The following is a 24365-nucleotide window of genomic DNA, read 5'->3' on the forward strand; positions in this document are numbered from 1 at the left end:
TCAACGGCTGATTTGCCGTTGTCAAACTCTTTTAAAATCCTGGCGATTTGCTGGGGTGAAAATTTACTCTTTTTCATTTTTTGAACTGAGGTTTAAAATTAATCATTTTTATAATTTTAAACAGTTCAGTTTTTAGGGAAGCTTACAATGCGGGCTGTTCGGATCGGAAACTTATCGAACAACTCAACAGTAATATCGATTACCAATTCTTTTGTGATATTCATTTGGGATTACAGCGGATCACCAACTACAAGATCGTCAGCCAAATCCGCTGTGAGCTGTCCAGGGTATTGGAGATCGATGCGTTGGAAAAGGTATTTTATACCCATTGAAAGCCCTATATTGACGAAGCTGAAAAGCTGTTGTGGATGCCACCTGCTATGAGAGTGAAGTCCGTTACCCCACCAATCAGAAGCTGCTCTGGGAAGCTGTGGAGTGGCTTTACGAAGCTCTCAGGCGACTGCCGGGCCCTAAAGGTGAAGTTGCCCCGTAGCAAATACCTCAAATGGAAGAAGCGCTATATCGGCTACAGCAAGAGGCGCAAGAAAACGGTCAAGAAACGTCGCTCCCTGACCCGGGCACTGCTGCGACTGTTGGATAAGTTCCTGAGTTTTGAAAAGCAGTTGCTCAAGGGACAAATCACCAAAGAACGGGCTTCCAGGCTGGAAGGGAGTTTTGGTAAAGAGAAAGAACATTATCACCTGAAAAAAGTAAAAGCCAAAACCAGGGATACCGAAATCCCGTGGATCTTCTTCGGCATCCACACGGCCAACTGCCTGGAAATCGGCAGGCGTATGGCAGGACAACTCCACCGGCAAGCAGCCTGATAGGTTTTTAAAATAAACGCAAAAATACAGGGAGACCTATGTCCTTTGGGGACATCAATCCAACTCAAAGACCAAAAGTATCCTCAAAAAAGAAAAAAACCAGGCAATCTATGCTAAAATCACCTGAGTTCGTTGTTTATTTTTTGGGAAATTAACTTACTTCTGAAAGTGCCTTCCTAGTCAAGTAAATAAAATTTGTGTATACAATGCTAAAATTTTAGCATAACCGGATTAAAAAATCGTGAAATTTACTTTTTCGAAGCCTGAAAATTAAAATATTTATATATTTAGACTCCCTAAAAGAATTCATCTCCCTAAAACAGACGATGTATCCGACACTGTCGGAAAATGATTTTGTATACTCTTTTTTAAGGGTACAAATTCATTGTCCTATAATCGTGGCAAAGGAATAAATGGGCCATATAATTTTAAAAGATGAAAAATTTAATCATATTGAGCATTATAATACTATTTTTTTCGGCATGTGCTTCAAAAGCGGACAAGAACTTTACGGATTTAAAAAAAAATCGGAAAGGGATGTCAAATACTCAGGTAGATTTAATAATGACTAATAGCCCCAAATTAATTAAAGAGGCTTTTTGGGATAAAAATCTGTATGTTAATTACTATGATTCCGGATTCGGTACTTCTGATGATTTCAAAATTATCTTTTCTAAAAAAGACAGCCTGGTTGTTAGTATCGAATATGGCGATTGATAAAGGTATCTTTAACCAATTTCTTTAGATTATATAGGTGCTACAGGAAATATACTGCGAAATGGCAAACTTAGCAGAGCAGTAATTTTGATTCGGGTTGGGCTATATAAAAAGAGAATTATGAATAATGAAAAAAGGGAGAGACTATTAAAGAAAAACATGAAAAGGAGAAGAAAGACAAAGGGAAAGGTTTTTTTCGAATTTTTGAATTCATTGTTGCGCTTCTTTTTAAGTGGAAGCTGATGTTAAAACTTTAATAGTTATTTTAGATAACACCTGCTCTACGAAGTATGCCCCAGCTTTGCGAATGTTTTTGACTTCGCAGTTTTCCCAACCGGCACCCGTTTAAGCAAGGCAAAAACGAGTGCCCATCGTACAAAGCGTTTGCAACGCGAAAAAGATCAGAATATCCAAAAAAATATAAAACTTAAACACACAATAAAATGAAAACCCTGAATCGCAGAAATTTCATCAAACAGTCCTCCCTCTTCACCGTAGGAGCAGGCAGCATGTTCACCCTCGCCGGGGCTGCCCCGGTATATCCCGGCCCTGCCGTAACTGCAAAAAATGACCTCAACATCATCGGCCCCAAAGAAGGCTTTTCCCCGCAGATTGGCACCCTGGTATCCATGCTGAACTGGATGCGCGATACCATCCTCTATCCCGTAAAGGGAATGAGCGTGGAGGACCTGGATTATATACATGATGGGAATTCCAACAGCATCGGTGCCATGTTGCTGCACCTGGCGGCTACCGAGAGGTTTTACCAGCTGCATACTTTTGAAGGAAGAAAATGGGGCGACTGGCCGAAGGAAGATGTGAAAAAGTGGAGTGTGGCTTCGGGGTTAGGCGATAAGGCCCGGAAAAATATTAAGGGCCATGATCTCGACTTTTATCTGGATGCATTGAAGGAAGTCCGTGAACATTCCCTGGCCGAATTTGCCAAAAGGGATGACGAATGGCTGATGAAAGTGGATGAGGACTGGCCGTGGGGCCCTACTAACAATTACTGCAAGTGGTTCCACGTATGCGAACACGAGTCCAACCACAACGGACAGGTCAAATGGCTGCGAAGCAGGCTACCCTCTTAAAAAAATAGAGGTCACAAAACTATAGCCGGACTCTGGTTGCTCGTTTTCAACGAGTACCACCAATCCTCTCAAAAGAGATAGTACAAAAGAGACACCGTTATAAACCCTGTAAAGGCAAGGATGGTGGTCATCACCGTCCACGACCGGAATGTCTGTTTTTCCGTAAGCCCCAGGAACTGGTTAACCATCCAGAACCCGCTGTCATTGACGTGCGACATGATGGACCCTCCCGAAGCAATGGCGATGACAATACAGGCCAGTTCAAAGCCCGAAAGTGCTGTTCCTTCGAGCAGCGGGGCTACCAGCCCGGCGGCGGTGATCATGGCAACGGTCGATGACCCTTGTATGATACGGACGGCAGCACTGATCAGGAAGGCGAACAGCAATACCGGAAATCCTATTCCTGCCAGGGATTGGGCGATCATGTCTCCCGATCCCGTCTCGATAAGCACCTGTTTAAAAGCGCCCCCGGCCCCGGTGATAAGGATAATGCTTCCCGCAGGGGTCATGGATTTTGCCGAGATGTCCAGCAGTTGTTTCCGGGTAAAGCCTTTTCCTATTCCCAGGAAGTACCAGGCCAGCAGGTTGGCAATGATAAGTGCTGCAAAGGGATGCCCGACAATGCTCACTGTCTGCCTGATCCAGTGGGCTCCAACCGGGATAAGCCCACCTTTTACAGAGGTGTTTATCAGGATGAGGCATATGGGAACGGCGATGATGGCAAAAACAGTGCCTACACCGGGAAACCCGTCGTCTTCTGCCTGTGTTGTTTCCGGTTGCGGAGGGGCAGGGACAAAAATACGCTTGCCGATATATTTTCCGAAGAGTAATCCGCTGATGATGGCGGTAGGTATACCTACGACAAAACCGATACCGATAACCCACCCGAGATCGGCCCCGATGATATCGGCCACAGCAATAGGTCCCGGTGTAGGGGGGATAAAGGCATGAGTGACCGCCAGGCCGGAAAGTAGAGGTATGGCAAACAGCAGCAGGGATTTTCCCGTGCGTTTTTGCAGGGCATAGATCAGGGGGATAAGCAAAATAAAAGCCACATCAAAAAAAACAGGGATGGCTACGATAAACCCGGACAGCACCATGGCTACCGGGGCCTTTTCCACCCCGAATTTTTTCATGAGAAATCCCGCGATCCTCCGGGCACCCCCGGAATGTTCAAGGATGGCCCCGAACATGGCTCCCAGCCCGACCACAGTGGCCACAAAGCCCAGGGTGCTGCCCATGCCGTTCTGCACGGTCTGCATGATGGCGGCAGCATCGAGGCCTGCGGCTATGCCAACTGTTATGGCCGCAATAAGGAGGGACAGGAAGGCGTGGAGCTTTACTTTCAGGATCAGGAACAGTAATACGAAAATGCCGAGGGCAATGGCAGCCAGTAAACGATATTCGATCATGATCCCTTGGTTTTTTTCCAGTTCGTGTGATGGATCTTTTCTCCCCCGTCGTCATTTCGCCGGTAGGTATGGGCGCCGAAGTAGTCGCGTTGGGCCTGTATGAGATTGGCAGGCAGATGGGCCGACGAAAAACCGTTGAAAAAATTTATGGCTTCGCTGAATACCGGGACAGGGACCGCACTTTCCACGCAGGCAGATACGAGCTTCGATAAGGAAGGCTTCCACGCTTTCAGGGATGTGACGGTTTCCGGATGCAGGAGCATATGGTCCCCGGACCTTAAAATGGCAGGTAGTTTTTCCATGAGGGAAGAACGTATAATACAGCCGTTGGTCCATATACGGGCCAGTTCGCTGAGGTTGAGGTCCCATCCGTGAATGGCTGAGGCCTCCCTGAGCAACCGGAACCCCTGGTAATGATTAACAAGCCTTGCAGCGCGATAGGCTTCAAACACTGTTTTTTTGTCGATATGTGAGGTTTCGGATGCTTGTCCGTAAGTTGCTTCCATGATCTCCCGATCGTCCTTAAAAGCCGAGATATACCGGGCGAAAAGCGATGAAGCGATCATGGTGGCCGGGATCCCCAGTTCGGCGGCTGCGATGGTGGTCCAGTTGCCTGTACCTTTGTTCCCCGCCTTGTCGAGTATCCTGTCGATAAGCCAGTGGTCGTCTTCGCGGGTGCGGAGGATATCTACGGTGATCTCCAGCAGGAAGCTGTTCTCTTCTGCTTTCCAGGATCCGAGGATGTCGGCGGTCTGGTCGGGGGATCTTCCGGTTTTTGCAAAAATGTGATAGACTTCGGCCAGGAGCTGCATTTCTGCATATTCTATTCCGTTGTGTACCATTTTTACAAAATGCCCGCTCCCTTCCGGGCCGATGTAAGCGCAGCAGGGTTCCCTGTTTCCGTCCTTTGCTGCGATGGCCTCGAGGAAAGGGCGGACGATACGGTAAGCGGACTTTTCTCCGCCGGGCATCAGGGAAGGGCCGTTCAAAGCGCCTTCTTCTCCACCGGATACACCGCAGCCCACAAATAAAATACCGTGAACGGAAAGCAGTTCCCCGCGCTTCCGGGTATCCGTATAGTGTGAGTTACCCCCTTCTATGACCACATCGTTTTCCGAAAGCAGGGGTAGCAGTTCCTCCAGGAGAAGGTCGGTGGGCTTTCCGGCGGGAACCATAAGCATGATCTTACGGGGTGCTTGCAATGAATTTACAAAGGCTTGCAGGTCATCAAAAGGAAGGGCTTCCCGCAATTCGGGAAATTCGTTTTTAAAGTCCGTGGCTATATGTTCTTCCTGCCCTGGGGCATGCCGGTTGTACATGGAGATCCGGAAGCCGTGATGGGCCAGGTTACGGCACAGGCTTTTGCCCATAACCCCCAGGCCGATAAGCCCGAACTCCGTTTTTTTTGATAGTGTTTCCATAATTTCCGATACGATCTGTTCCGGTTTTTTTGTGATGTCTGCGATTATGGCATCTTCCGGGGGTTCCAGTGTGTCGAACTGGGAGGTGAGGAGGGAAGCGGGCATAAAGTGCCCTTCGCGGGCTTCCATTCTCGCCAGGACCTGTTCGTAACTGCCCCGTAAAAAGACAAATTTTATTTGAGAGGCCATGCCTTTCTGAAGGAGGACCCGGTAGGTTTCCTTAAGGGCAGAACAGGCAATGATACACGAACCGGAGCCCAGCTGTTTGCGGGCCAGTTCGTTAAGGGCCAGAAGCCACCCCTTGCGGTCGTCGTCGTTCAGTGGCTGGCCCGTAGCCATTTTCTGCCGGTTTGCTTCGGGATGAAAGTCGTCGCCGTCAAAAAAGGGAAACTGTGTCTTTTGGGACAGGAGTTTGCCAATTGTGGATTTTCCCGATCCGGAAACTCCCATAATAAAAATTGCGAGTGGTCTTTTCAAGTGAAAATTTTTTAATTGCATTCAAATCAGGTCACCTGAGTTCTTCCAGTATAGGCTGCATTACAGGGGCATCGGCATCATTGTCCCTGTATTCTTCCCGGAGCTTTTTCATTTCGTTTTTCATTTTTGCAATAACAGCCGCATACTGTGGGTCGTTTATGGCATTGTGGAGTTCCCGGGGGTCTTTTTCCAGGTCGTAAAACTCCCATTGCGGAGGGGTGCTTTCTTCGGAAGAACCGTATTTGTCCAGGCCCTGTCCGTAGAAAAAGGCCAGCTTGTATCTCTCGTTCCTGATACCGAAATGGGCCGGCCTGTCCGGGTGATGCAGCCAATACCTGTAATACATGGCGTCCCTCCAGTCTTCCGGAGTGTTGCCCTTGAGGTTCTCACGGAAGCTCCTGCCCTGGATAAAGTCCGGTTTTTTCATTCCGGCATAATCGGCCAGCAGGGCTGCGAAATCGATGTTCAGGATCATATCGTCTATGCGTGCACCTCCTTTAATTTCTTTGGGATACCGTATCACAAAAGGCATCCGCAGGGATTCTTCATAGATGAGGCGTTTGTCAAAAAAGCCGTGTTCCCCTAAAAAGTAGCCCTGGTCGGCTGTGTAGATGACTATGGTGTTGTCTGCAAGGCCTTCAGCTTCAAGGTAATTCAATAGTTTCCCGATATTGTCGTCGATGGCGGCACCGCTGCGCATAAAGTCCTTTACGAATTTCTGGTAGATCTTCTTTCGGAGTTGAATACTGTCCAGCCCATCCAACGGATAAGGCAGGCCCGGATAGTCGGTCCAGAAGTTTTCCGGGTCCCTGGTGGCTTCTTCCCAGCGGGCAGCGAGGTTTTCCAGTTTTTGTCCCTTAAAGGTCCGTCCTCCTTCTCCTTTGCCAAAATCGAACAATGAAGCAGGCTCGGGAATTTCAACATCTTCGTACAGTGAGTTATATCGTTCCGGGTAGTCAAAAGGCTCGTGAGTGGCTTTAAAGCTGCACAGCATAAAGAAAGGTTTTGTGGTGTCCCTTTCCTGAAGGTGTTCTATGGTGAGGTCGGCAATGATGTCGGTAGAAAAACCTTTGTATATCTTTCCTTTGGAACCGTCTGCGCCATCGGTCCAGGTGTCTTTGGTTTTAAATATGGGGTCCCAGTAGCGGCCCTGTCCGGGGAGTACGTTAAAATAACCGAATCCTTCGGGTTGCCTGTCCAGGTGCCATTTACCTATAATGGCTGTCTGATAACCGTTTGCGGTGAGCTCCTTTGCGATATTGGGATGGCCTTTGGGGAGTGGTTCCCTTAAGGTATACACCTGGTTGATATGGCTGTACTGGCCGGTGAGAATACTGGCACGGCTCGGGGAGCAGATGGAATTGGTGCAGAACGCATTGTCCAGGACCGCACCTTCCCCGGCCAGTCTTTTTATATTGTCGTTTTTTACGTAGTCCCGGAGCAGGCCGCCATAAATGCCCCAGGCCTGTGAGGTGTGGTCGTCCGAAAGGATAAACAGGATGTTGGGTTTGGTACTTTGATCTTCCAGGGACTGTTTTTCTGCTGTTTTTGTCTTTTTACAGGAGAGGCATGATAATCCTGCGAGAATAAGGAGTAATACAGCTTTGATCATTGTTTTCATCGATGGGGAAAGCACGGGCGTTATTGTTTTATATGTAGTAAATATAAAGAAATTCGACGAGTGGCTGCGATGCCGGGGAGAGCGTTTCTTCAGCCGGTCGTAGTTTTTGAACATTTTTGGGACAGGTTGTGAGGAATGATACAGGTTGTTCTGATGGGAATAAATACGTGGTGTTCAGATCTTTTGTATCACGGGGTTAAAGGCCTTGGAGGCCACGGCCACCTTATCGCCCGGCTGTAAGTGGCTTACTTCCGATTGGTCGGCGATCACTTTAACGGCATCGTTCCCGATACGTATGGTCACCACATATACTACGTCTTCCTTTTGTATGCGGATCACCTCACCTGTAAACCGGAACTTAGCACTGGTTTTCCCGAGGCCGAACATATCGGGAGGGGCACCCTGGCGGACGATTTTGCCGTTCTGCATTTCATATACCTTGTCCGACAATTTTATGATCTCCCCGATATCGTGACTGATCAGAATAGTGGTCAGTCCGTATTTTTTATGGGCTTCCAGGATATATTGCTGTAATTTTTGCCGCATGGCACTGTCCAGGGCGGAGAGGGGTTCGTCCAGCAATAGCACACCGGGTTGGCGTACCAGGGCACGGGCCAGTGCCACCCGCTGTTTTTGTCCGCCGGAAAGCGTGCCGGGTTTCCGGTGCCGGAGTTGTTGTAATTCCATGGTGGCGATCAGGTCTTCCACCACGGTTTTGTCCTGTTTCCTGTCTAGTGCAAATTCCAGGTTCTGGCTTACAGTCATGTTGGGGAATAGCGCGTAGTCCTGGAACACATAGCCGATATTCCTGTGCCGGGGGTTGAGGTTGGTTTTTCGTTCCCTGTCAAACCATACGGTTCCGTTTACCGTAATGCTGCCTTTATCGGGGGGCATTAAACCGCTCAGCATCCGGAGGGTAGAGGTTTTTCCTGCCCCGGATTCCCCGTAGAGGGTGATAAACTGTCCTTTTTCCACAGTGAGTTCTACATGCAGCTCCATGCTGCCCTGTGCGGATTGCAGTGTTTTATGGACGTTGAGCTCTATCATACGGTAAAACGCTTTAGATACCCGCCGTTTATGAGGTAGACCACAAGCAGGGTTATAAAGGAAAGTGCGAGCAATATCAGGGAATAACCATTGGCCGCCCCGTAATTCAGGGCTTCCACTTCGTCATAAATGGCAATCGAAGCTACCCTGGTCTTCCCCGGGATATTGCCGCCGATCATCAGGACCACCCCGAATTCGCCCATGGTATGGGCAAACGAAAGGACAATACCTGTAAGGAGTGAAGGCCGGATATTGGGAAGCAGGACCTTCCGGAGGGTTGTCCATTTCGATTTTCCCAGGGTGTAAGAGGCCTCGGACAAGGTGTTGGGGAGGGAGGAGAGGCCGGATTGTATAGGGTGCACCATAAAGGGCAGGCTGTATAGCACGGAGGCCAGTACCAGCCCGGCAAAGGAAAAGACAAGTTGTATTCCCAGCCACTTGTCGAGCCAGTCTCCGAAGGCGTTTTGGGGACTGAAGGCCAGCAGCATATAAAATCCCAGGACCGTAGGGGGCAGTACCAGGGGCATGCTCACCAAGGCCTCCACTACGGGTTTTATACGCGATGTGGTCCGGGAAAGCCAGTAGGCCAGGGGAACGGCCAGGACAAAAAGGATCGCGGTAGTAGCCGCGGCGAGCTTCAGGGTCAGTATGATCGGGCCCCATTCCATTAGGGCGCGAGGATGATTTCGTTTAACTTTATCATGGCGGTTACGTTTGTGCTTTCCTTTAGATCCAGTTCATCGGCCGAAGCGGTACTTATGACCGAAACGATCTCACCTGCGGAGGTATGTATGGCCACTCTGGTGAGCAACGGGCCTTTCTCCAGGGCAGAAATGGTTCCCTTTAGCTTGTTTTGCAGGCTTACGGCCAGGGCCTCACCCGTGCCGATCACCACTTCGGTCTCCTTGAACAATACGTTAACAGGGTGGTCCTTAGTCAGGTATGAAGCAGTTTCCGGGCTGTCTATGACAATGGCTTTGAACGAGACGGATGCATTGATGTTAACTGTAACAACAGACAGGGCATCGCTGGTGCGGATATCGGCAATATGTCCGGAAAAACTATTCATCAACCAAATATCCGAAATCTTTCAGAACCTTCCCGGCTTCCGGTGAAAAAAGGTAGTCATAAAACCGCTGTGCATTTCGGGTATCGGTATTTTTGCGGCGGATGACAACTGCACCCTGGGCAATAGGGGTATAGGTCTTTGGGCCGGGTTCCGTCCACTTTCCTTTTCCTTTCATTTCAGGGGATAGAACAACGGACATAGCCGTAAAACCCACTTCTGCTGCCCCGGAAGTGATAAAGTGATTGGTTTGCGCAATGCTTTCGCCATAAACGAGCTTGTCTTTGACCTTCTCCCATATCCCGTAATGCCGCAATACTTCGATGGCGGCTGTTCCGTAAGGGGCATTTTTAGGGTTGGCCAGGGCAATGTGTTCCGTGCCCGGGGCCGTGAGCAGGTCTATGGTAGGCCGGGTATTTCCGGCGGCGGACCACAATACCAGTTCCCCGTAGGCATAGATGTCCGGTGAGGACAAGGTAAGGCTGTCATTATAAAGGGTATTGGGATATTTCATATTGGCAGCCACAAAAACGTCATAGGGAGCACCTTCGCGGATCTGTGCCGTGAGTTTGCCGGATGAACTGACAACCAGCTCACATGCGATTCCTGTTTTTTCGGAAAAATCGGTTGCCAGCGCTTTCATGGCGAATTGCATGTTTGCCGCAGTAGCCACGGTAATTCTGGACTTGGTGGCCGGCTGGCATGCGGTGAACAGCAATGTTGTGAAAAGATATATAAAAAAGACTTTTTTTATCTTCATTTGCAAAGGGCCTTCTACCCGGTTTTAATGGTTTTGTTATTCCGCGACCATTCGCTCCAGGAGCCGGTATAAAGTTTCGGTACCGGTAATCCGGCGTATGCCATGGCCAGGATTGTATGGCAGGCTGTGACCCCGGAACCGCAGTGCACGATAATATGGTCCGGAGAGGTATTTCCGGAAATATTTTCGTAATAGGTTTTCAGTTCGGAAGGAGGTTTAAACCTGCCTTCTTCGTCGAGATTGTTGTGGAAAGGTACATTAATGGCCCCGGGAATATGTCCTGCTATGAGGTCGATCGGCTCTCTTATGCCCAGGTATCGGTCATTGTCACGGACGTCTATGATAAGCTGTTCCCCGTTCTGCGATGCTCTCTCTACCTCGTCCAGGTCTGCCAGGGGCCATTGCCATTGTTCAATGTTACAGGGATTGTTCTTTGTTGCGGTTTCCTGTTGTGAACTCATGGGAAATCCTGCCTTTTCTGCAGCCTGAAATCCGCCGTTCAGCACCTGTACTTTTTCATGTCCTGCAGACCGCATCATCCACCAGAAGCGGGCTGCTGCATTTGCCCCGTTTTTGTCGTCATAGATCACTACATGGCTTTCTGGAGAAATACCCAGGGTGGTGAGCGTCCGGGAAAACTTTTCGGGAACAGGCAAGGGATGCCGCCCTCCATTGGATGCATCTTCCTTAATGTCGGAAAGTTGTGTGTTGAGATCGGCAAAAATAGCGCCTTTCAGGTGCTTTTTGTCATAGCTGTTTTTGGCATCTTTGCCATTACCGGCATTTACGATAACCATATCTTTTGTACCCCGTAGCTCCAGAAGCTCCTCGGGTTGTATTATCGGAGAAATATTTGTGTTCATTTGGAATACGGTTTCCGGATCCTGACTTTGGGGACATTTATCTTCAAAGATAATTCTTTATTTACGAACTTTATCAATCACAACAAATCACCAATTCCCCCTGTCTCCCTATCTCCCCGTCATATGCTTTGCCGTATATGAGATGCGTTCGCCCTGTCTATTCCGTGGCATAATTCCCTTTTGACCATTGTATTGCCGGCCCCATCCACACTTTCAGGGGCTTGAATAAAAAACCGTGCCTCATGCCGGTATTCAGTTCTATTTCTTTAAAATGCGGAATTTTACAGCTCGAAGCCTCTTTTCGTTTTACAGCGGAAACTCCGAACGGATCGGTTTTTTCGTAAATGGTCAGGATATTGCCGCAAAAGTTGATATCGGGAATATTTTGCATATCGCTGTCCGTAAAACAGGCTATAAAAACAAAGTTGAGGTCCGGATTTTGCATAAAGGTGGAAACATACTGGGCAATATACCCGCCTTTGGAAGTTCCGATAATCGATATATTTCCCGGTTTTACGCCTTTTTCCAGCAGGCTGTCGATTTGCCGGGTTATCCCGAGGGCGTAATCTCTGGCATTAACGTTTCCCTGTCTTATTTCGCTGATCACGGTGAAACCGTTGTTCTTAAATTCCCTGATGATCGCATCATACTCTGTCCGCCCGTATTCCGGATGTGCTTCATTGAGGTTGTGTTCTTCAGGGAATCTGTTGTGCAGGAAGAAAATAAAATGGTCTTCGGCCGTATTTTGAAATGCAAACGGGGAGAAGCAAAAAATTCCGGCGAATAATATCATCAGGATTTTCTTCATGGAGGGTCCTTTAAATTACCAGAGTGGCAACTCTGTCAAATATAGCTTTTTATTTTTTGTGTGATACGTTGGGAAAATAGGTGTTTAAACTTTTTAAAAAGTCGTATTTTTTTTGTAATTTTATGTTATACAGCTTGTTATGTTTGAAAATACAACTTGATCGTCACGTTGATCTCCTTTCTGAAGAAGGAGAAAAATGATTCACCGGATTGTCTAATAGATGAAAGAGAGATAAAATGAGTTCCGATTTAGAAAAGATCCGCAAGGTATTAAGGGAGGTAGGCCCTGAGTTGAGGAAAAAACAAAACGTTGTGGCTACGGGCATCGGATATAAGACCGTAGCAGGCCGGACTACTTCCGATCTTTCCATTATATGTTCCGTAGAAGTAAAAAAACCTAGTTCTAGGTTAAGAGAAAGAGACCTGGTCCCCTCTTATGTACAGGGTATTCCCACTGATGTAAGGCCCGTCGGTGTTTTACGGGCATTTCAAAACCCCACCGAACGGTTCAGGCCTGCACCGGGGGGAGTGAGTATCGGCCATTACCGGATAACCGCCGGTACCCTTGGATGTCTGGTCGTCAGGGACGGTCAGCGGTATATCCTCTCTAACAACCATGTCCTGGCCAATAGTAATGAAGCACAGACAGGAGACCCCGTATTGCAGCCGGGCCCTCACGATGGAGGAACGGAATCCCGGGACCGGATCGCCGAATTAAGTGAATTTGTTCCCATACATTTTGAAGGCGATGACGGAGGCGGCCTGCCTTGTCGTACAGCGCGTTTTGTCGCTGCGGCCCTGAATGCCCTGGCCCCGCTGGTGGGAAGCAGGAGCAGGCTAAGGCCATATCGGGTGCAGCAGGGATCCAACACGGTAGACTGCGCCATAGCCAGGCCTTTAGACCCGTTGGATGTAGAAGAAAAGATACTGCAAATCGGAACAATAACAGGCATAGGAGAAGGAGGACTGGGAATGCAGGTACAAAAAAGCGGAAGAACCACCGGGCTTACCAATGGGGTAATAGAACAGGTAGATGTAAGTGCCCGGGTGAGTTACGGAACCAATAAGATCGCTCTTTTCGAAGACCAGCTTATGGCGGGAGCGATGAGCCAGGGCGGAGACAGCGGTTCAGTGGTGCTGGACGAGAACAATAATCTTGTAGGCCTGCTCTTTGCAGGGAGTGAAACGACAACGCTCATCAACCGGATAGGGAATGTGTTTGATGCTCTTAGTCTCTCTCTGCCCTGAAAAGATGCCTGGCTAACATTCATATACCGATCATGCCCGACGACTCCCTTAAAAAAGCAATGGAAATAAAACGGCGGTATGAACGCCATTGGCTTGACATTTCCGGTGTCACCGCTGTTGGTGTTGGACAGGTAGAGCAGGGCCGTACAGGGATCATTGTTTCCGTTACGGACGATGGAAATCACATCCGGGAACAAATTCCCTCTGAAGTGGAAGGAGTTACAGTTGAAATACAGGTGAGTGGAATATTAAGGAGCTTTTGATTATTTTCTACGAAACATATATAACTTTGATCCGGTCAATGATCCATTGGTCTTTTACTTTCCGGATAAAGATCCATAGGCCTTCACCGCATAATTCTCCGCAATAAAGATCACTTCGGAATACCCCATAAGACCCGGTGGTATCGAACTGTATCCCGGAAAACTCGATGATCCCCATCAGATCGAAATTATATGCCCCTTTCAGTGCGTTGTATTTTGGGAATTCGGAACGGTACCTAAAACGGATTTTTTTATTGTTCTTTAATTTCTTGGGATCCACCTTGTATGCGGCATAGATATCGGTAGTATCCGGACTCAGGTTTAAGGATGCGAAATGTGCTACAAGTTCATTTTTACTCCCTGGCTCCGGGGGATATATGGAATCCATGATAGCAATTACCAATTCTTTGGAACCGGGTTTTAGTCCGGCAATGATCTTTTCATATTCGGCAAGTGCTTCGGCTATTTCCGAGGAATCCGCATGAATTGATACAGGGGGTGGTGGAGGTGGAGGCGGTGTAATTTCGTATAAGCCTTTGCATACAGAATCCATCAAAGCCGGGAACACTTCATACATGATTTGCTGCCCATATTCCGGGGCGGTTTGTTTTCTGTGACAACCGGATAAAATCAGGGCCAGGATTATAAAAGGAAACAAGTGTTTCATTTGATGCTGAAATTGTCTTTAATACTTCAGGATATTTTTATAAGGACTATTAAAAGTTTTCCACGGTGTGGTTTTTCCCGGTAGCCCGTTTGCGTTCACCGGAGTAAACCGAACCTGGTATTTTTGGGCTGGTTTAAAGGCAAATGGCCCTCCGCACATACTGTGTCCTACATATAGTTTGCTTTCTCTTTCCAGGAGGTAATAGTCTGTTTTTTTCCTGGTTGACAGTTCGGTCACTTCTGTTCTGTACCAGGTTTCCCCGTCGTTTGCCGGGGAAACTTCAAAAATGGCATGGGCATCGGGACCACACCCGTATTCGGCATATTCGTTTTTCAGATAGCTGATCTTTGTATCCTTATCCCGGAGGGGTGAAACATGAGTAACGGAAGTTTTCCAATATATTTTTTCGTTTTCTCCGGTTTCCGGGTTCCATCGTTTTAGTTTGTTGTATTCCCGTTCACTTTGACAGTCATATTTCAGGGAGTAAACGGTATTGGGTTTTAAAGGCCTGACAGGTTTAAGAACGGCCTGGGTAACCTGCATTTGGCCCTTCAGTATTTCGCAGAGTTCCAGTACAACGGTTTCTCCCTTATCACTTTCGAGGTAAATTGTACGTTTTCTGAAACTTTCAATTGTTTTTTGGTAATAATCAGAGCCTTCTATGATAAACATGGGATTAAGCCCAATCTTTTTTGAAGCAGGAAAAAACAGAATGCTACTTACACATTCGGCGAAAGCGGTATTTGGACCTATAAACAATAAAGAAAAGAAAAGGTAAATCGTTTTCATAAGAGATGCGGTTTTTTGACACACCTCAATATCCGTTCCAGGTTAGTTACAAGGGCAGATTTTTATACCGTAAGACCGGATAGTAAAGACAGTAGCATACATAAAAAGCTGCCCCGGTAATGAAGCAGCCTGTACAATAAGCGTGGATGATATCATTTTTGCTTGAATGTATCCGGACCTTTTACGCAGTACGCGAAGCAAAGATCTCGTCCAGTCCTTCCATAGCAGAGGTAAACCCTTCCTTAAAGCCCATTTCGACGATCTTTTCCAGGTCGGAAAGACTTTGGTGTTTTATGGTTATATCCACTACGGTAGTTCCGTTTTGCACTGTAAAATCCACATTCCAGTCCGAACGTGAAAAATCGGTATTTATATTCCCTTCGCTATCGCAGAAGGCGTCGAGGAATTTAAAGTTGGTTTTGGGAGAGATCGAAGTGTAGTCTGCCAATGCCCAGTGCTCTTCGCCTTCCGGTCCAACCATGGCATACAACCTTTGGCCGTCGGCCTTGAACTCCATTTTTTTGGTCTTTGCTTTCCAGGGCCTCGGTGCCCACCATTGGTCGAGGATCTCCGGTTCGGTCCAGGCTGCCCAGACATCGTCTTTCGGGGCGGCAAACTCTCTTTTTACCCTTACGGTACTGTTTTCCCGGTCTACGGAAAAATTCATTGCTAAATTGTTTTTCATTTTGATTTGTTTTTAATGTTAGACAATACTTCATCGAGTTGACTGAAACGATCTTCCCAGATGCGGCGGAACTGTTCCAGCCAGGTGTCGATTTCTTTCATTTTATCAATTTTGAGTTGATAATAAATTTCCCGGCCCGCTTTTTTCTGTTGCAACATTTCGCATTCGTTAAGAATTTTAATGTGTTTCGAAATGGCCTGCCGGGTAGTATCAAAATGTGCGGCCAGGATGTTGGGGGTCATGGCCTGTGTGGCGATCAGTGTTAAAATAGCCCGTCTTGTAGGATCGGAAATCGCCTGGAATACATCTCGTTTCATCTGTTATTTTTTATTTGTTAGTTCGACAAGTTCACTATAAATTTTCTTCGGTCATGCTTCGACAAGTAATATACTGAGTACTTCGATAAACTCAGTATGGTATTTACCGAAGTGTGATATACTGAGCTTGCCGAAGTACTCAGTACAGGCATGTAATGCCTAAAGTAATCATGTCGGTTGGTTTGCCGTTTTGTTAATGGGCATTTCATAACCTTTAGGGATTAAATTAAGCAACCATTCAGTTGCAAATATAGGCAACCTTTTGGTTTCTCAAAATTTTTTTTCGATTTTTTTTCACAAGCTCTTAGTACACAGCAAAATTTACATTTTTCTGATACTATGTGAATTATAGGTTAAAAAAGGAACAATCCCATGATCTAACCTACAAAGCAGCCCGCAGATACCGCGGATGAACGCAGATTTTCAAGGTCCTCTGAGAAAATCTGTGTCATCTGCGGGAAATATCCGAATGAAATACTTAATGCGTGAACGGGATCGGGCGGACGGATGACGGGTCCGGGCATACAATTTTTTTCTTTGTATTTTGTTATAAGAGAGAAGTATAACCTTAATGTGGAGGAATTGCGATGGCAAAATATACAGAAGAAAACCTGAGAAAGGCCAAAGCCAGTCTCAGCCACTTTTTCGGGGCACAGTTGAAAGAGTGGGAGCAGCAGGGATTTATACCGGACATATACCTGGAAGGCAAATCCCGGGAATATATTTCGGAAAAAGAAGCCCGGGCCCTTCGGGAGATACTGCTTCTCAAGACGGTTAAGTACAGTACCCTGGGAAATAAAGAAGAGATCGGATATAACACACTGATGGATTTCAGAAGCGGGAAAAAGAAGAAATTATACCGGTGGCAATACAACCATGTCCGGGATACATTAAATACCCTTGCCGAACGTATAGCGCATGTGGTACAGAAACCGGTAGAACCTACCCTGGCATATCTGGAGGAGGTTTGTGAATTGCTGGAGGACCGCCGCCTGGTAAAAACATCTATTTACAGGGCTGTGGAAGGGTGTCCGAGGCCCACAATAACCTGGTTTTATTCGGGAATACAGGGCAAATACGGAGAAAGCATTGAAAAGCGGATGGATAAATACCGGTCTTTTTTCGAGGGCCTGCGAAAATATCTTGCTGAGTTAAAAGAGAAGATCAGTATGGTATAGAAGTGAATTCTTTTAATCCCTCTTTTAATAAAAGATTCTTTCATTTTTGGTCCCCTCCTAACCTCCCCCAAGGGGAGGAACACACAACTCCCCTCCGCTTGTGCTGAGTGTAGTCGAAGCATGGGAGGGGCCGGGGGAGGACTTTTTACAAGAGATTAAACTTCCTGAAAAAGTAAATTTAGACAGTCTCTTAATAGATCGTAAAATGACCCTTTTGTCTCCAATTTCCCGATGTTTTTAAAATGATGGCTATCCGGGAACTAAAATTCTTTAATTTTATAGCACGGTATTTAGTACATGACAAAAAATATCATTTATGGCGTAAGACGATAGGAGACAAGACATGGGACTTTAAAATATCTAAATAAGTGATTTTAAAATTTAACCACGCTTTAGTCTTATGTCGTAGGTCTTGAAGTCTTAAGTCTAAGAAAGAAAGAATTTTTGTCATGTACTTAGAGCACGGTGTAAACATCTGTCAAAAAAAGGTCAGGTTAAAAGACCGAAGAAAAGCTAAGGTGAGAACAAATGAATGACCTCGAATATATATCTATTGAAAACCAGGCATCTGCTTTTCCGGAGCACTATCACGAGACCTTCTGTATCTCTTTGATCCATAGCGGTGTGGAGGCCATTAAAATGGAAGAAAAAACCATCTATGGAGAAGCGGGCAGCATCACTATAACCAACCCGTATGAAGTGCACTCCAATCCCCTGGTCGATCCGGGAGTAAAATTGAGGTTCGATACCCTTTATATTACCGGAGGATTGATGAAATATCTGTTTGACGGAGAAAACATAACCTTTCTGCAAAGAAAGATCAGGGACCAAAAAGCAGAAGAACAGTTTGTGGCTCTCCGTAACAGCTTTGCTACCGGGGATACCGGGAATTCGCGGGCAGCACTTGTGGCGTTTGCCAGGACCCTTCGTCCTTATTCCAGGCAGAAGAACGGAGATTATTCGGAATTAACTCCCGGGGGGCTCCGTGAGACTATGGATTTTATTCATCACAATATTACCACGAATCTCAGCCTGGAAAAAATAGCAAAAGTGGCTCATTGCAACAAATACGGTTTCGCCAAGAAGTTCAGGGCTTCCACGGGTATGTCCCCGATGAATTACGTATTGATGAAAAAGGTCTTTACAGGAAAAAAACAGATCACTGCAAACTCCGAACTTACGCAGATCGCTTATGATTACGGCTTTACTGACCTGGCTCATTTTTCAAAAGCCTTTAAACGTTTCGTAGGAATATCCCCGGCGGCTTACCGCAAAAATATACAGCAGGGCAGATAAGATTGCCAAGATTTTACAAGTCCGTATATAGTATCCCAGGTATTTTTGATGGCATAAATACCATACAGATGAAATATTTGCTTGTATTATTGTGGTTGGTCATGGCCTGTCCCGTATTTTCACAGTCGGTTGACGATCATTTCCCGAGATCAAAAATGCGTAAAGACCTGGAGCTTTTTAAAAAGATCAGGATAAGTGCCAATTCCGGATTGTATAAGTATCGTTCCGAAGAAGAAACAGATAGCATATATGCCTGGGCAGAAGACGAGATAGAAAGATCGGAGAGTTTCCGCGACTTTTTCAATGTCATCGTAAAACTGACCGATTTCGAAGGCAGCCTGCACAATGGGACCTCCCTGCCCAAAAAGTACGGTAAAGCCCTGAAAGCAGAACAATCGGGGTATTTTCCCTATCCTGTAAAGCTCGTTGAGGATAAATGGATACTGAATATAAAGGATGCAGAGATCCCTCTCGGTGCAGAGATCATATCTGTTAATGACAGGCCTGTGAAAGAGATCATGCCCCACCTGTACAAGTACTACACCACAGACGGCATAAACATCACCGGAAAATCCATAGGCATAAATTACAGCTTCAGTAAATACTACCGCCTGAATTATGGCAGAAAAAATACATTTAAAGTATGCTTTATACCGCACGGCGCTGATAGTATTAGCTGTAAAACATTAAAAAGCACAAGTTATAAAGCCTACTATAAGAATATAAAGAACAGGTACTCACGGTCTTATGACGAAGGAGACTACAAAGACTGGGAAGAAGAGGAATCCTATGCTTTTAAAAACATAGACAGGGAAACAGCCATACTAACGGTACATTCATTTTCGCTCGGAGACAAAACATCTCCCGGACATCTCAGGTATGCCCGGTTCCTGGACAGTGTTTTTACTGTGCTGAAAGAACGGAAAACAAAAAACCTGATCCTGGACGTAAGGCATAACGGAGGCGGGACCGACCCGAACGATCTTGTAACCTATTCATACCTGACGGACAGGAACTTCGTGGAGAACAGGCAGGCATGGATAAGTTTTAATAAAGTTCCCTACCTGAGATATGTGTACAGTAAAATTCCGGCTTTTCTCAGGCCGTTCGGGGCGGGCAAATACAAAAAGATGCTCCGGGAAGAATTTCCGCTGGAGAAAGACGGGAAATTTTACGAAACAGAGACAAGTGAAGACCATAAGGTCAGGACACCAAAAGAAAACGCCTTTACCGGAAAGGTTTATTTACTGATCAGCCCGAGGGTGGCCTCGGCCGGGAGCCTGTTTGCAGCCATGGTGGCCGGGAACCGCAATACCGTAACGGTAGGGGAAGAGGCCATGGGGGGCTATTACGGACACAATGGGCATACTTCCATGACGTATATCCTGCCAAAATCCAAACTGGAAATATCTTTTTCCATAGTTAATCTTGAGCAGGATGTCCCCGAAAAGAAAAACCAGGTATACAACAGGGGTATAATCCCGGACTATACGGTAAAACAAACCTTCGAAGATTACCTGGAGCACAAGGATACCCAGATGGAGTTTGTATTAGAACTTATTGCCGGAGCTAAGTAAAAGAAAGCTTTATTACGGCTCCCGATCAGCCTCCTTTTCGGGTATATCGTAAAACAATGCCATCAATGCCTGCCGGATACGCATGCTGTACAAGGCCCTGTTGTTTCTTGTGGGGTAGACCCGGTTAGAAAGAAACACAAAGACGAGCTCGTTATCCGGGTCCGCCCAGACATAGGTGCCCGTAAATCCGCCATGGCCAAAGCTGTTCATACTTGCCTGCGGAGCGGGAAGGGCCTCGCTGAGGTCCAGTTCCCGGTTGTTTAGCAGGGGTTTATCAAAACCGAGCCCTCTTTTGTTATCGTTTTCAGGGTATTGTACTTTGCTGAACTCCTTCATCGTAGCCTTACTGATATAACGTTTGCCGTTGTATACTCCCATATTCATGTACATCTGCATGAGCCTGGCCATATCCCGGGCCGTCCCAAACAGTCCCGCATTGCCCGAAACACCACCCATAAGGCTTGCATTTTCGTCGTGGACCCAGCCGTGAACAAAACGTTTGCGATAGAGCGTGTCTTCTTCGGTAGGCACGATCCTGTTTGCAGGAAAACCGTGCCGTTTGGGGGTAAACATCAGGGTGCTTGCCCCCAGGGGTGTATAAAAATGCTTTGTTACGTAATCTTCGAACTTTTCGCCGGTGAGGTTTTCCACGATCTTCGGATACAGCAGGAAGGTGAGTCCCGAGTAGTTGTATTTCTTTACGTCAGACACTTCCGAACGGTTTATTTTGCGGTACATCTTCCGGATAAAACGACGGTTTACATACAGGCTGTCATAAGCAGGCAGGGCAAATCTTCCGGACGGTTTGTGCCGGACAAAACGACGTTTGAACCTGCCGTTCTTTTTCAGTATGTCGTTTACAAATATGATGTAGGGTTCCAGTCCGGCCTGGTGGGCCAGGATTTCCCGAACTGTAAGGTCCCTTTTGTCTTTTCGATGTCTCCAGGGCTTCCAGTAAGTGCTGAATTTCTCGTCCAGGCGTATCTTCCCTTCGTCTACCAGCTTCATCACCGCCGGGAGGGCAGCGGAGATCTTGGTCACCGAAGCCAGGTCGTACAGGTCCCCTTTCCTGTTTTTGATCAGGCTGTCATAAGTGTGATAACCGTAGGATTGATGAAAGATTACCCTGCCCGACCTGGCTACGAGCAGCTCGGCCCCGGGAAAAGCATGTGCCCGGATCGCGGAGGTCATAACAGAATCGACCTTTCGGTTGACTTCTTCCGGAACACGGGCTTCAGTATTCAGGGAATCAGGGGTTTCCTGGAAGGAAAGGGCGGTGATCCATTGTACGGATAGCAGGGCAAGGCAGAAAAAAGATCTGGATAACATATTGATACAGGCTAGTGTTGAAATCCCGAAGTTACAAAAAAACAAAAACCAAAAGCCAGAAACTTGAAACCGGAAACCAAAAACATTAAACCAAAAATACTATCTTTAGACCCTCGGAAAAACAGGATTTGCACGTATTATTTTTTTATGTGTATGTGTTCCGGAGAATATAAAAACCATGAAAAGAATACTCATTACAGGGGCAGCCGGATTTATAGGTTCGCATCTGTGCGACCGTTTTGTGAAGGAAGAGTTTCACGTGATCGGCATGGACAACCTCATTACCGGGGACCTCAGAAATATAGAGCACCTGTTCCCGCTGGAAAATTTCGAATTTCATCATCACGATGTCACCGAATTCGTCCATATTTCCGGGAAACTCGATTATATCCTGCATTTTGCATCCCCGGCAAGCCCCATAGATTATCTTAAGATCCCTATTCATACCCTGAAAGTGAGTTCACTGGGTACGCACAATCTTCTCGGCCTGGCCAAGGACAAAGAGGCACGGATATTGATCGCTTCCACTTCTGAAGTATATGGCGATCCGCTGGTGCATCCGCAGTCTGAAGATTATTACGGTAATGTGAGTACCATAAGCCCGAGGGGGGTCTATGACGAGGCCAAACGGTTCCAGGAGTCCATGACCATGGCCTATCACCGTTTTCACGGGCTGGAAACCCGGATAGCACGGATATTCAACACCTACGGGCCACGTATGCGCCTCAACGATGGCAGGGTGATCCCCGCGTTCATCGGACAAGCCCTCCGGGGAGAAGATCTCACTGTATTTGGCAATGGCACACAGACCCGGTCGTTCTGTTACATCTCCGACCAGGTAGAAGGGATATACCGGCTGTTGTTCAGTGATTATGTCGAACCCGTGAACATCGGTAACCCGGAAGAAATTACCATTAGAGAATTTGCAGAGGAAGTGATGAAGCTCACTGCTACCGGGCAAAAGATCGTATACAGGCCGTTGCCCCAGGACGACCCCATGCAGCGCCAGCCAGATATCACCAGGGCGAATGAAATACTGCACTGGGAACCGAAGGTATCCCGTGCCGAAGGAATGCAGAAAACCTATGATTACTTTAAATCCCTTTCGCCCGAAGAACTGAACAAAAAGGAACATAAGGATTTCACTTCGCATATCAAACGATAAATACCGACCGGCCCGCAACGGATAGCCCGAAGATGTATCTAACAGTTGAGAAAACCCCTGAACCCCGGAAATAAAAACCTTTTGACCGAACTAACAGGTATATATGGGAAATGACCGTATCCGGTTACTGTTTTCCCGTTCAAAAAACCAATGAATGAAACACTCATGCTAAAGATTTCTTTTACACAAACAAACATGAATATGGGTGTTCCGTGTTACCTTTGAAAAACAAATAAAAAATATACATGAAACACAAGGCAGGAAGATACTCCAAGTATATAAAACCCATCAATTATGCTGTGGACTTGTTTGTGATCAATGCTTTTGCCTTGTTGCTGCCCATCAATTTTTTTTATCCCCATCTGTTCCTGGCCTATATCTCCCTGGCCTGGGTGGTCATTTCACTGAAAACCGAGTTCTATGAAGTACAGCGGTATGCCAAATTTACCCGGGTATTGTCCCTGATATTCCAGCAGTTCGTGTTCTTTTTCCTGGTGCTCTATGCCTTTATCGGGTTTTTTAAGCAGCCCAATATGAGCCGGCTGACCCTGGCTGAATATTTTGCCCTGACCTTTGTCACTATTTCCCTCCTTAAGATCATTACCTACATCCTCTTATTGCGGTACCGTGCCTTTTTCAAAGGGAATATCCGCAAAGTCGTGGTGTTAGGCAATAATAAAAAGACCCAGCAGCTTATTGATGTCTTTAACTCCAGGCTGGAATTCGGGTATGAATTCAAGAAACAGTTTTCCCCTCTCGGGGGTGATGACCTGTTGAGGTGTTTCGAATATGTCGTAGAAAATGATGTTGATGAAATATATTGTTCCATCGCCGAACTGAAAGATAAGGAACTGTCAGAGCTCATAGATTTTGCCGACAACAACCTGAAAATGTTGAAATTCATTCCTGATAACAAAAATATTTTCGCTAAAAAACTAAAGTTCGAATATTACGATTACATTCCTATACTGTCCCTGCGCGATATTCCCCTGGACGATACCCTGAATGCCTTTGTAAAACGCCTTTTCGACCTGGCATTTTCGTTCTTTGTGATCCTTTTTCTGCTGTCCTGGCTCACTCCTCTGCTGGCATTGATCATAAAGATCGAATCCAGGGGCCCCGTATTTTTCCGGCAACGGAGGCACGGTATCAATTCAAAGGAGTTTTACTGTTACAAGTTCCGTTCCATGGCCATGAGTGAAGATGCAGATAAAAAACAGGCTACCAAACACGATATGCGGATCACCCGTGTAGGAAGGTTTATCCGGCGTACCAGTATAGACGAACTTCCCCAGTTTTACAACGTTTTCCTCGGTCAGATGTCCGTAGTGGGGCCGAGGCCGCATATGGTAAAACACACCAACCTTTACGGACAGCAGATCGATAAGTACATGGTACGCCATTTCGTAAAACCGGGCATTACCGGGCTGGCACAGACCAGGGGCTACCGGGGAGAGATCGAGACCGAAACCGATATTATAAACCGCGTAAAATTCGATATTTTCTATATTGAAAACTGGTCACTGGCCCTGGATTTAAAGATCATGGCCCAGACCATATTAAATGCTATTAAAGGAGAAGAAAAGGCATATTAATCCTGTGTACCGTATCTTTGTCCCTCGGCTTTAGTTTATCCTGAGCTTTCCTGCACTGAGCACTTCGATAAACTCAGTATATCACTTGCCGAAGTGCCGAAGGACAGCCACCGTTTCTTTGTAACTTTGAACTCAAAACTATAAATC

General features: G+C 46.6%; 24 protein-coding genes. 10 read left to right on the top strand and 14 right to left on the bottom strand.

Features of this window, described 5'->3' with window-relative positions:
• Positions 1-476 precede the first annotated feature (476 nt).
• The 3 genes from KN811_RS12350 to KN811_RS12360 all read left to right on the top strand — a co-directional run bounded on the left by KN811_RS12350 (position 477) and on the right by KN811_RS12360 (position 2635).
• Complete coding sequence (locus KN811_RS12350) at positions 477-827, top strand: hypothetical protein (protein ID WP_345725288.1); 351 nt, start codon at positions 477-479, stop codon at positions 825-827.
• A gap of 435 nt (positions 828-1262) precedes the next feature.
• Positions 1263-1544: a hypothetical protein gene (locus tag KN811_RS12355; protein ID WP_187966030.1), complete on the top strand. Its 282-nt coding sequence runs from the start codon at positions 1263-1265 to the stop codon at positions 1542-1544.
• Between the two features lie 443 nt (positions 1545-1987).
• A complete protein-coding gene (locus KN811_RS12360; RefSeq protein ID WP_187966031.1) occupies positions 1988-2635 on the top strand; it encodes a DinB family protein in 648 nt (215 codons plus the stop codon).
• Between the two features lie 68 nt (positions 2636-2703).
• Here KN811_RS12360 and KN811_RS12365 read toward each other — a convergent pair whose 3' ends face one another.
• The 9 genes from KN811_RS12365 to KN811_RS12405 all read right to left on the bottom strand — a co-directional run bounded on the left by KN811_RS12365 (position 2704) and on the right by KN811_RS12405 (position 12110).
• Positions 2704-4047 (bottom strand): GntP family permease, encoded by a 1344-nt coding sequence (locus KN811_RS12365; protein ID WP_187966032.1) that lies wholly within the window; start codon positions 4045-4047, stop codon positions 2704-2706.
• Positions 4044-5945, bottom strand: a complete 1902-nt coding sequence (gndA, locus tag KN811_RS12370) for an NADP-dependent phosphogluconate dehydrogenase (protein ID WP_247716492.1) — start codon at positions 5943-5945, stop codon at positions 4044-4046. Before gndA ends, KN811_RS12365 begins: the two co-directional genes overlap by 4 nt.
• A gap of 31 nt (positions 5946-5976) precedes the next feature.
• Entirely contained in the window at positions 5977-7557 is a 1581-nt protein-coding gene (locus KN811_RS12375; protein WP_187966033.1) for a sulfatase family protein, read from the bottom strand.
• A gap of 183 nt (positions 7558-7740) precedes the next feature.
• Positions 7741-8613, bottom strand: a complete 873-nt coding sequence (locus KN811_RS12380; RefSeq protein ID WP_187966034.1) for an ABC transporter ATP-binding protein — start codon at positions 8611-8613, stop codon at positions 7741-7743.
• A complete protein-coding gene (gene modB / locus KN811_RS12385; RefSeq protein WP_187966035.1) occupies positions 8610-9281 on the bottom strand; it encodes a molybdate ABC transporter permease subunit in 672 nt (223 codons plus the stop codon). Before modB ends, KN811_RS12380 begins: the two co-directional genes overlap by 4 nt.
• Positions 9281-9682, bottom strand: a complete 402-nt coding sequence (locus KN811_RS12390) for a TOBE domain-containing protein (RefSeq protein WP_187966036.1) — start codon at positions 9680-9682, stop codon at positions 9281-9283. Before KN811_RS12390 ends, modB begins: the two co-directional genes overlap by 1 nt.
• Positions 9675-10439 carry a molybdate ABC transporter substrate-binding protein gene (gene modA, locus KN811_RS12395; RefSeq protein WP_187966037.1) on the bottom strand — a complete coding sequence of 255 codons (765 nt, stop codon included), beginning with the start codon at positions 10437-10439 and terminating at the stop codon, positions 9675-9677. The genes KN811_RS12390 and modA overlap by 8 nt, the downstream gene beginning before the upstream one ends.
• Positions 10440-10453: 14 nt before the next feature.
• A complete protein-coding gene (locus tag KN811_RS12400) occupies positions 10454-11302 on the bottom strand; it encodes a sulfurtransferase (protein WP_187966038.1) in 849 nt (282 codons plus the stop codon).
• A 157-nt stretch (positions 11303-11459) separates the two neighbouring features.
• Entirely contained in the window at positions 11460-12110 is a 651-nt protein-coding gene (locus KN811_RS12405; RefSeq protein WP_187966039.1) for an alpha/beta hydrolase, read from the bottom strand.
• A 236-nt stretch (positions 12111-12346) separates the two neighbouring features.
• Here KN811_RS12405 and KN811_RS12410 point away from each other — a divergent pair, with 236 nt between their 5' ends.
• Positions 12347-13357, top strand: coding sequence for a chymotrypsin family serine protease (locus KN811_RS12410; RefSeq protein ID WP_187966040.1), 1011 nt, complete (start codon positions 12347-12349; stop codon positions 13355-13357).
• Positions 13358-13389: 32 nt separating this feature from the next.
• Entirely contained in the window at positions 13390-13620 is a 231-nt protein-coding gene (locus KN811_RS12415; RefSeq protein WP_187966041.1) for a hypothetical protein, read from the top strand.
• Between the two features lie 7 nt (positions 13621-13627).
• On the opposite strand, the gene KN811_RS12420 is transcribed toward KN811_RS12415, so the two are convergent.
• From KN811_RS12420 to KN811_RS12435, 4 genes are all read right to left on the bottom strand, one after another.
• Positions 13628-14287, bottom strand: coding sequence for a hypothetical protein (locus tag KN811_RS12420; protein ID WP_187966042.1), 660 nt, complete (start codon positions 14285-14287; stop codon positions 13628-13630).
• An 18-nt stretch (positions 14288-14305) separates the two neighbouring features.
• Entirely contained in the window at positions 14306-15076 is a 771-nt protein-coding gene (locus tag KN811_RS12425; protein WP_187966043.1) for a hypothetical protein, read from the bottom strand.
• A 181-nt stretch (positions 15077-15257) separates the two neighbouring features.
• A complete protein-coding gene (locus tag KN811_RS12430; protein WP_187966044.1) occupies positions 15258-15761 on the bottom strand; it encodes an SRPBCC family protein in 504 nt (167 codons plus the stop codon).
• Positions 15758-16078 carry an ArsR/SmtB family transcription factor gene (locus KN811_RS12435; RefSeq protein WP_187966045.1) on the bottom strand — a complete coding sequence of 107 codons (321 nt, stop codon included), beginning with the start codon at positions 16076-16078 and terminating at the stop codon, positions 15758-15760. Before KN811_RS12435 ends, KN811_RS12430 begins: the two co-directional genes overlap by 4 nt.
• Positions 16079-16665: 587 nt before the next feature.
• Between KN811_RS12435 and KN811_RS12440 the strand changes: the two genes are divergently transcribed.
• The 3 genes from KN811_RS12440 (at position 16666) to KN811_RS12450 (ending at position 20129) form a co-directional block, all read left to right on the top strand.
• Positions 16666-17256, top strand: a complete 591-nt coding sequence (locus KN811_RS12440) for a hypothetical protein (protein ID WP_187966046.1) — start codon at positions 16666-16668, stop codon at positions 17254-17256.
• Between the two features lie 528 nt (positions 17257-17784).
• Positions 17785-18552 carry an AraC family transcriptional regulator gene (locus KN811_RS12445; protein WP_187966047.1) on the top strand — a complete coding sequence of 256 codons (768 nt, stop codon included), beginning with the start codon at positions 17785-17787 and terminating at the stop codon, positions 18550-18552.
• A gap of 68 nt (positions 18553-18620) precedes the next feature.
• Positions 18621-20129: a S41 family peptidase gene (locus KN811_RS12450; protein ID WP_187966048.1), complete on the top strand. Its 1509-nt coding sequence runs from the start codon at positions 18621-18623 to the stop codon at positions 20127-20129.
• Between the two features lie 12 nt (positions 20130-20141).
• On the opposite strand, the gene KN811_RS12455 is transcribed toward KN811_RS12450, so the two are convergent.
• Positions 20142-21458 carry a serine hydrolase domain-containing protein gene (locus tag KN811_RS12455; RefSeq protein WP_187966049.1) on the bottom strand — a complete coding sequence of 439 codons (1317 nt, stop codon included), beginning with the start codon at positions 21456-21458 and terminating at the stop codon, positions 20142-20144.
• A 178-nt stretch (positions 21459-21636) separates the two neighbouring features.
• Here KN811_RS12455 and KN811_RS12460 point away from each other — a divergent pair, with 178 nt between their 5' ends.
• Both KN811_RS12460 and KN811_RS12465 read left to right on the top strand, forming a co-directional pair.
• Positions 21637-22623, top strand: a complete 987-nt coding sequence (locus KN811_RS12460; protein ID WP_187966050.1) for a UDP-glucuronic acid decarboxylase family protein — start codon at positions 21637-21639, stop codon at positions 22621-22623.
• A 245-nt stretch (positions 22624-22868) separates the two neighbouring features.
• On the top strand, positions 22869-24218 hold the full coding sequence (locus KN811_RS12465; RefSeq protein WP_187966051.1) for an undecaprenyl-phosphate glucose phosphotransferase: 1350 nt from the start codon (positions 22869-22871) through the stop codon (positions 24216-24218).
• The last annotated feature ends 147 nt before the right edge of the window (positions 24219-24365 follow it).

The organism is Sinomicrobium weinanense, assembly GCF_018863395.1.
GTDB classification, from domain to species: domain Bacteria; phylum Bacteroidota; class Bacteroidia; order Flavobacteriales; family Flavobacteriaceae; genus Sinomicrobium; species Sinomicrobium weinanense.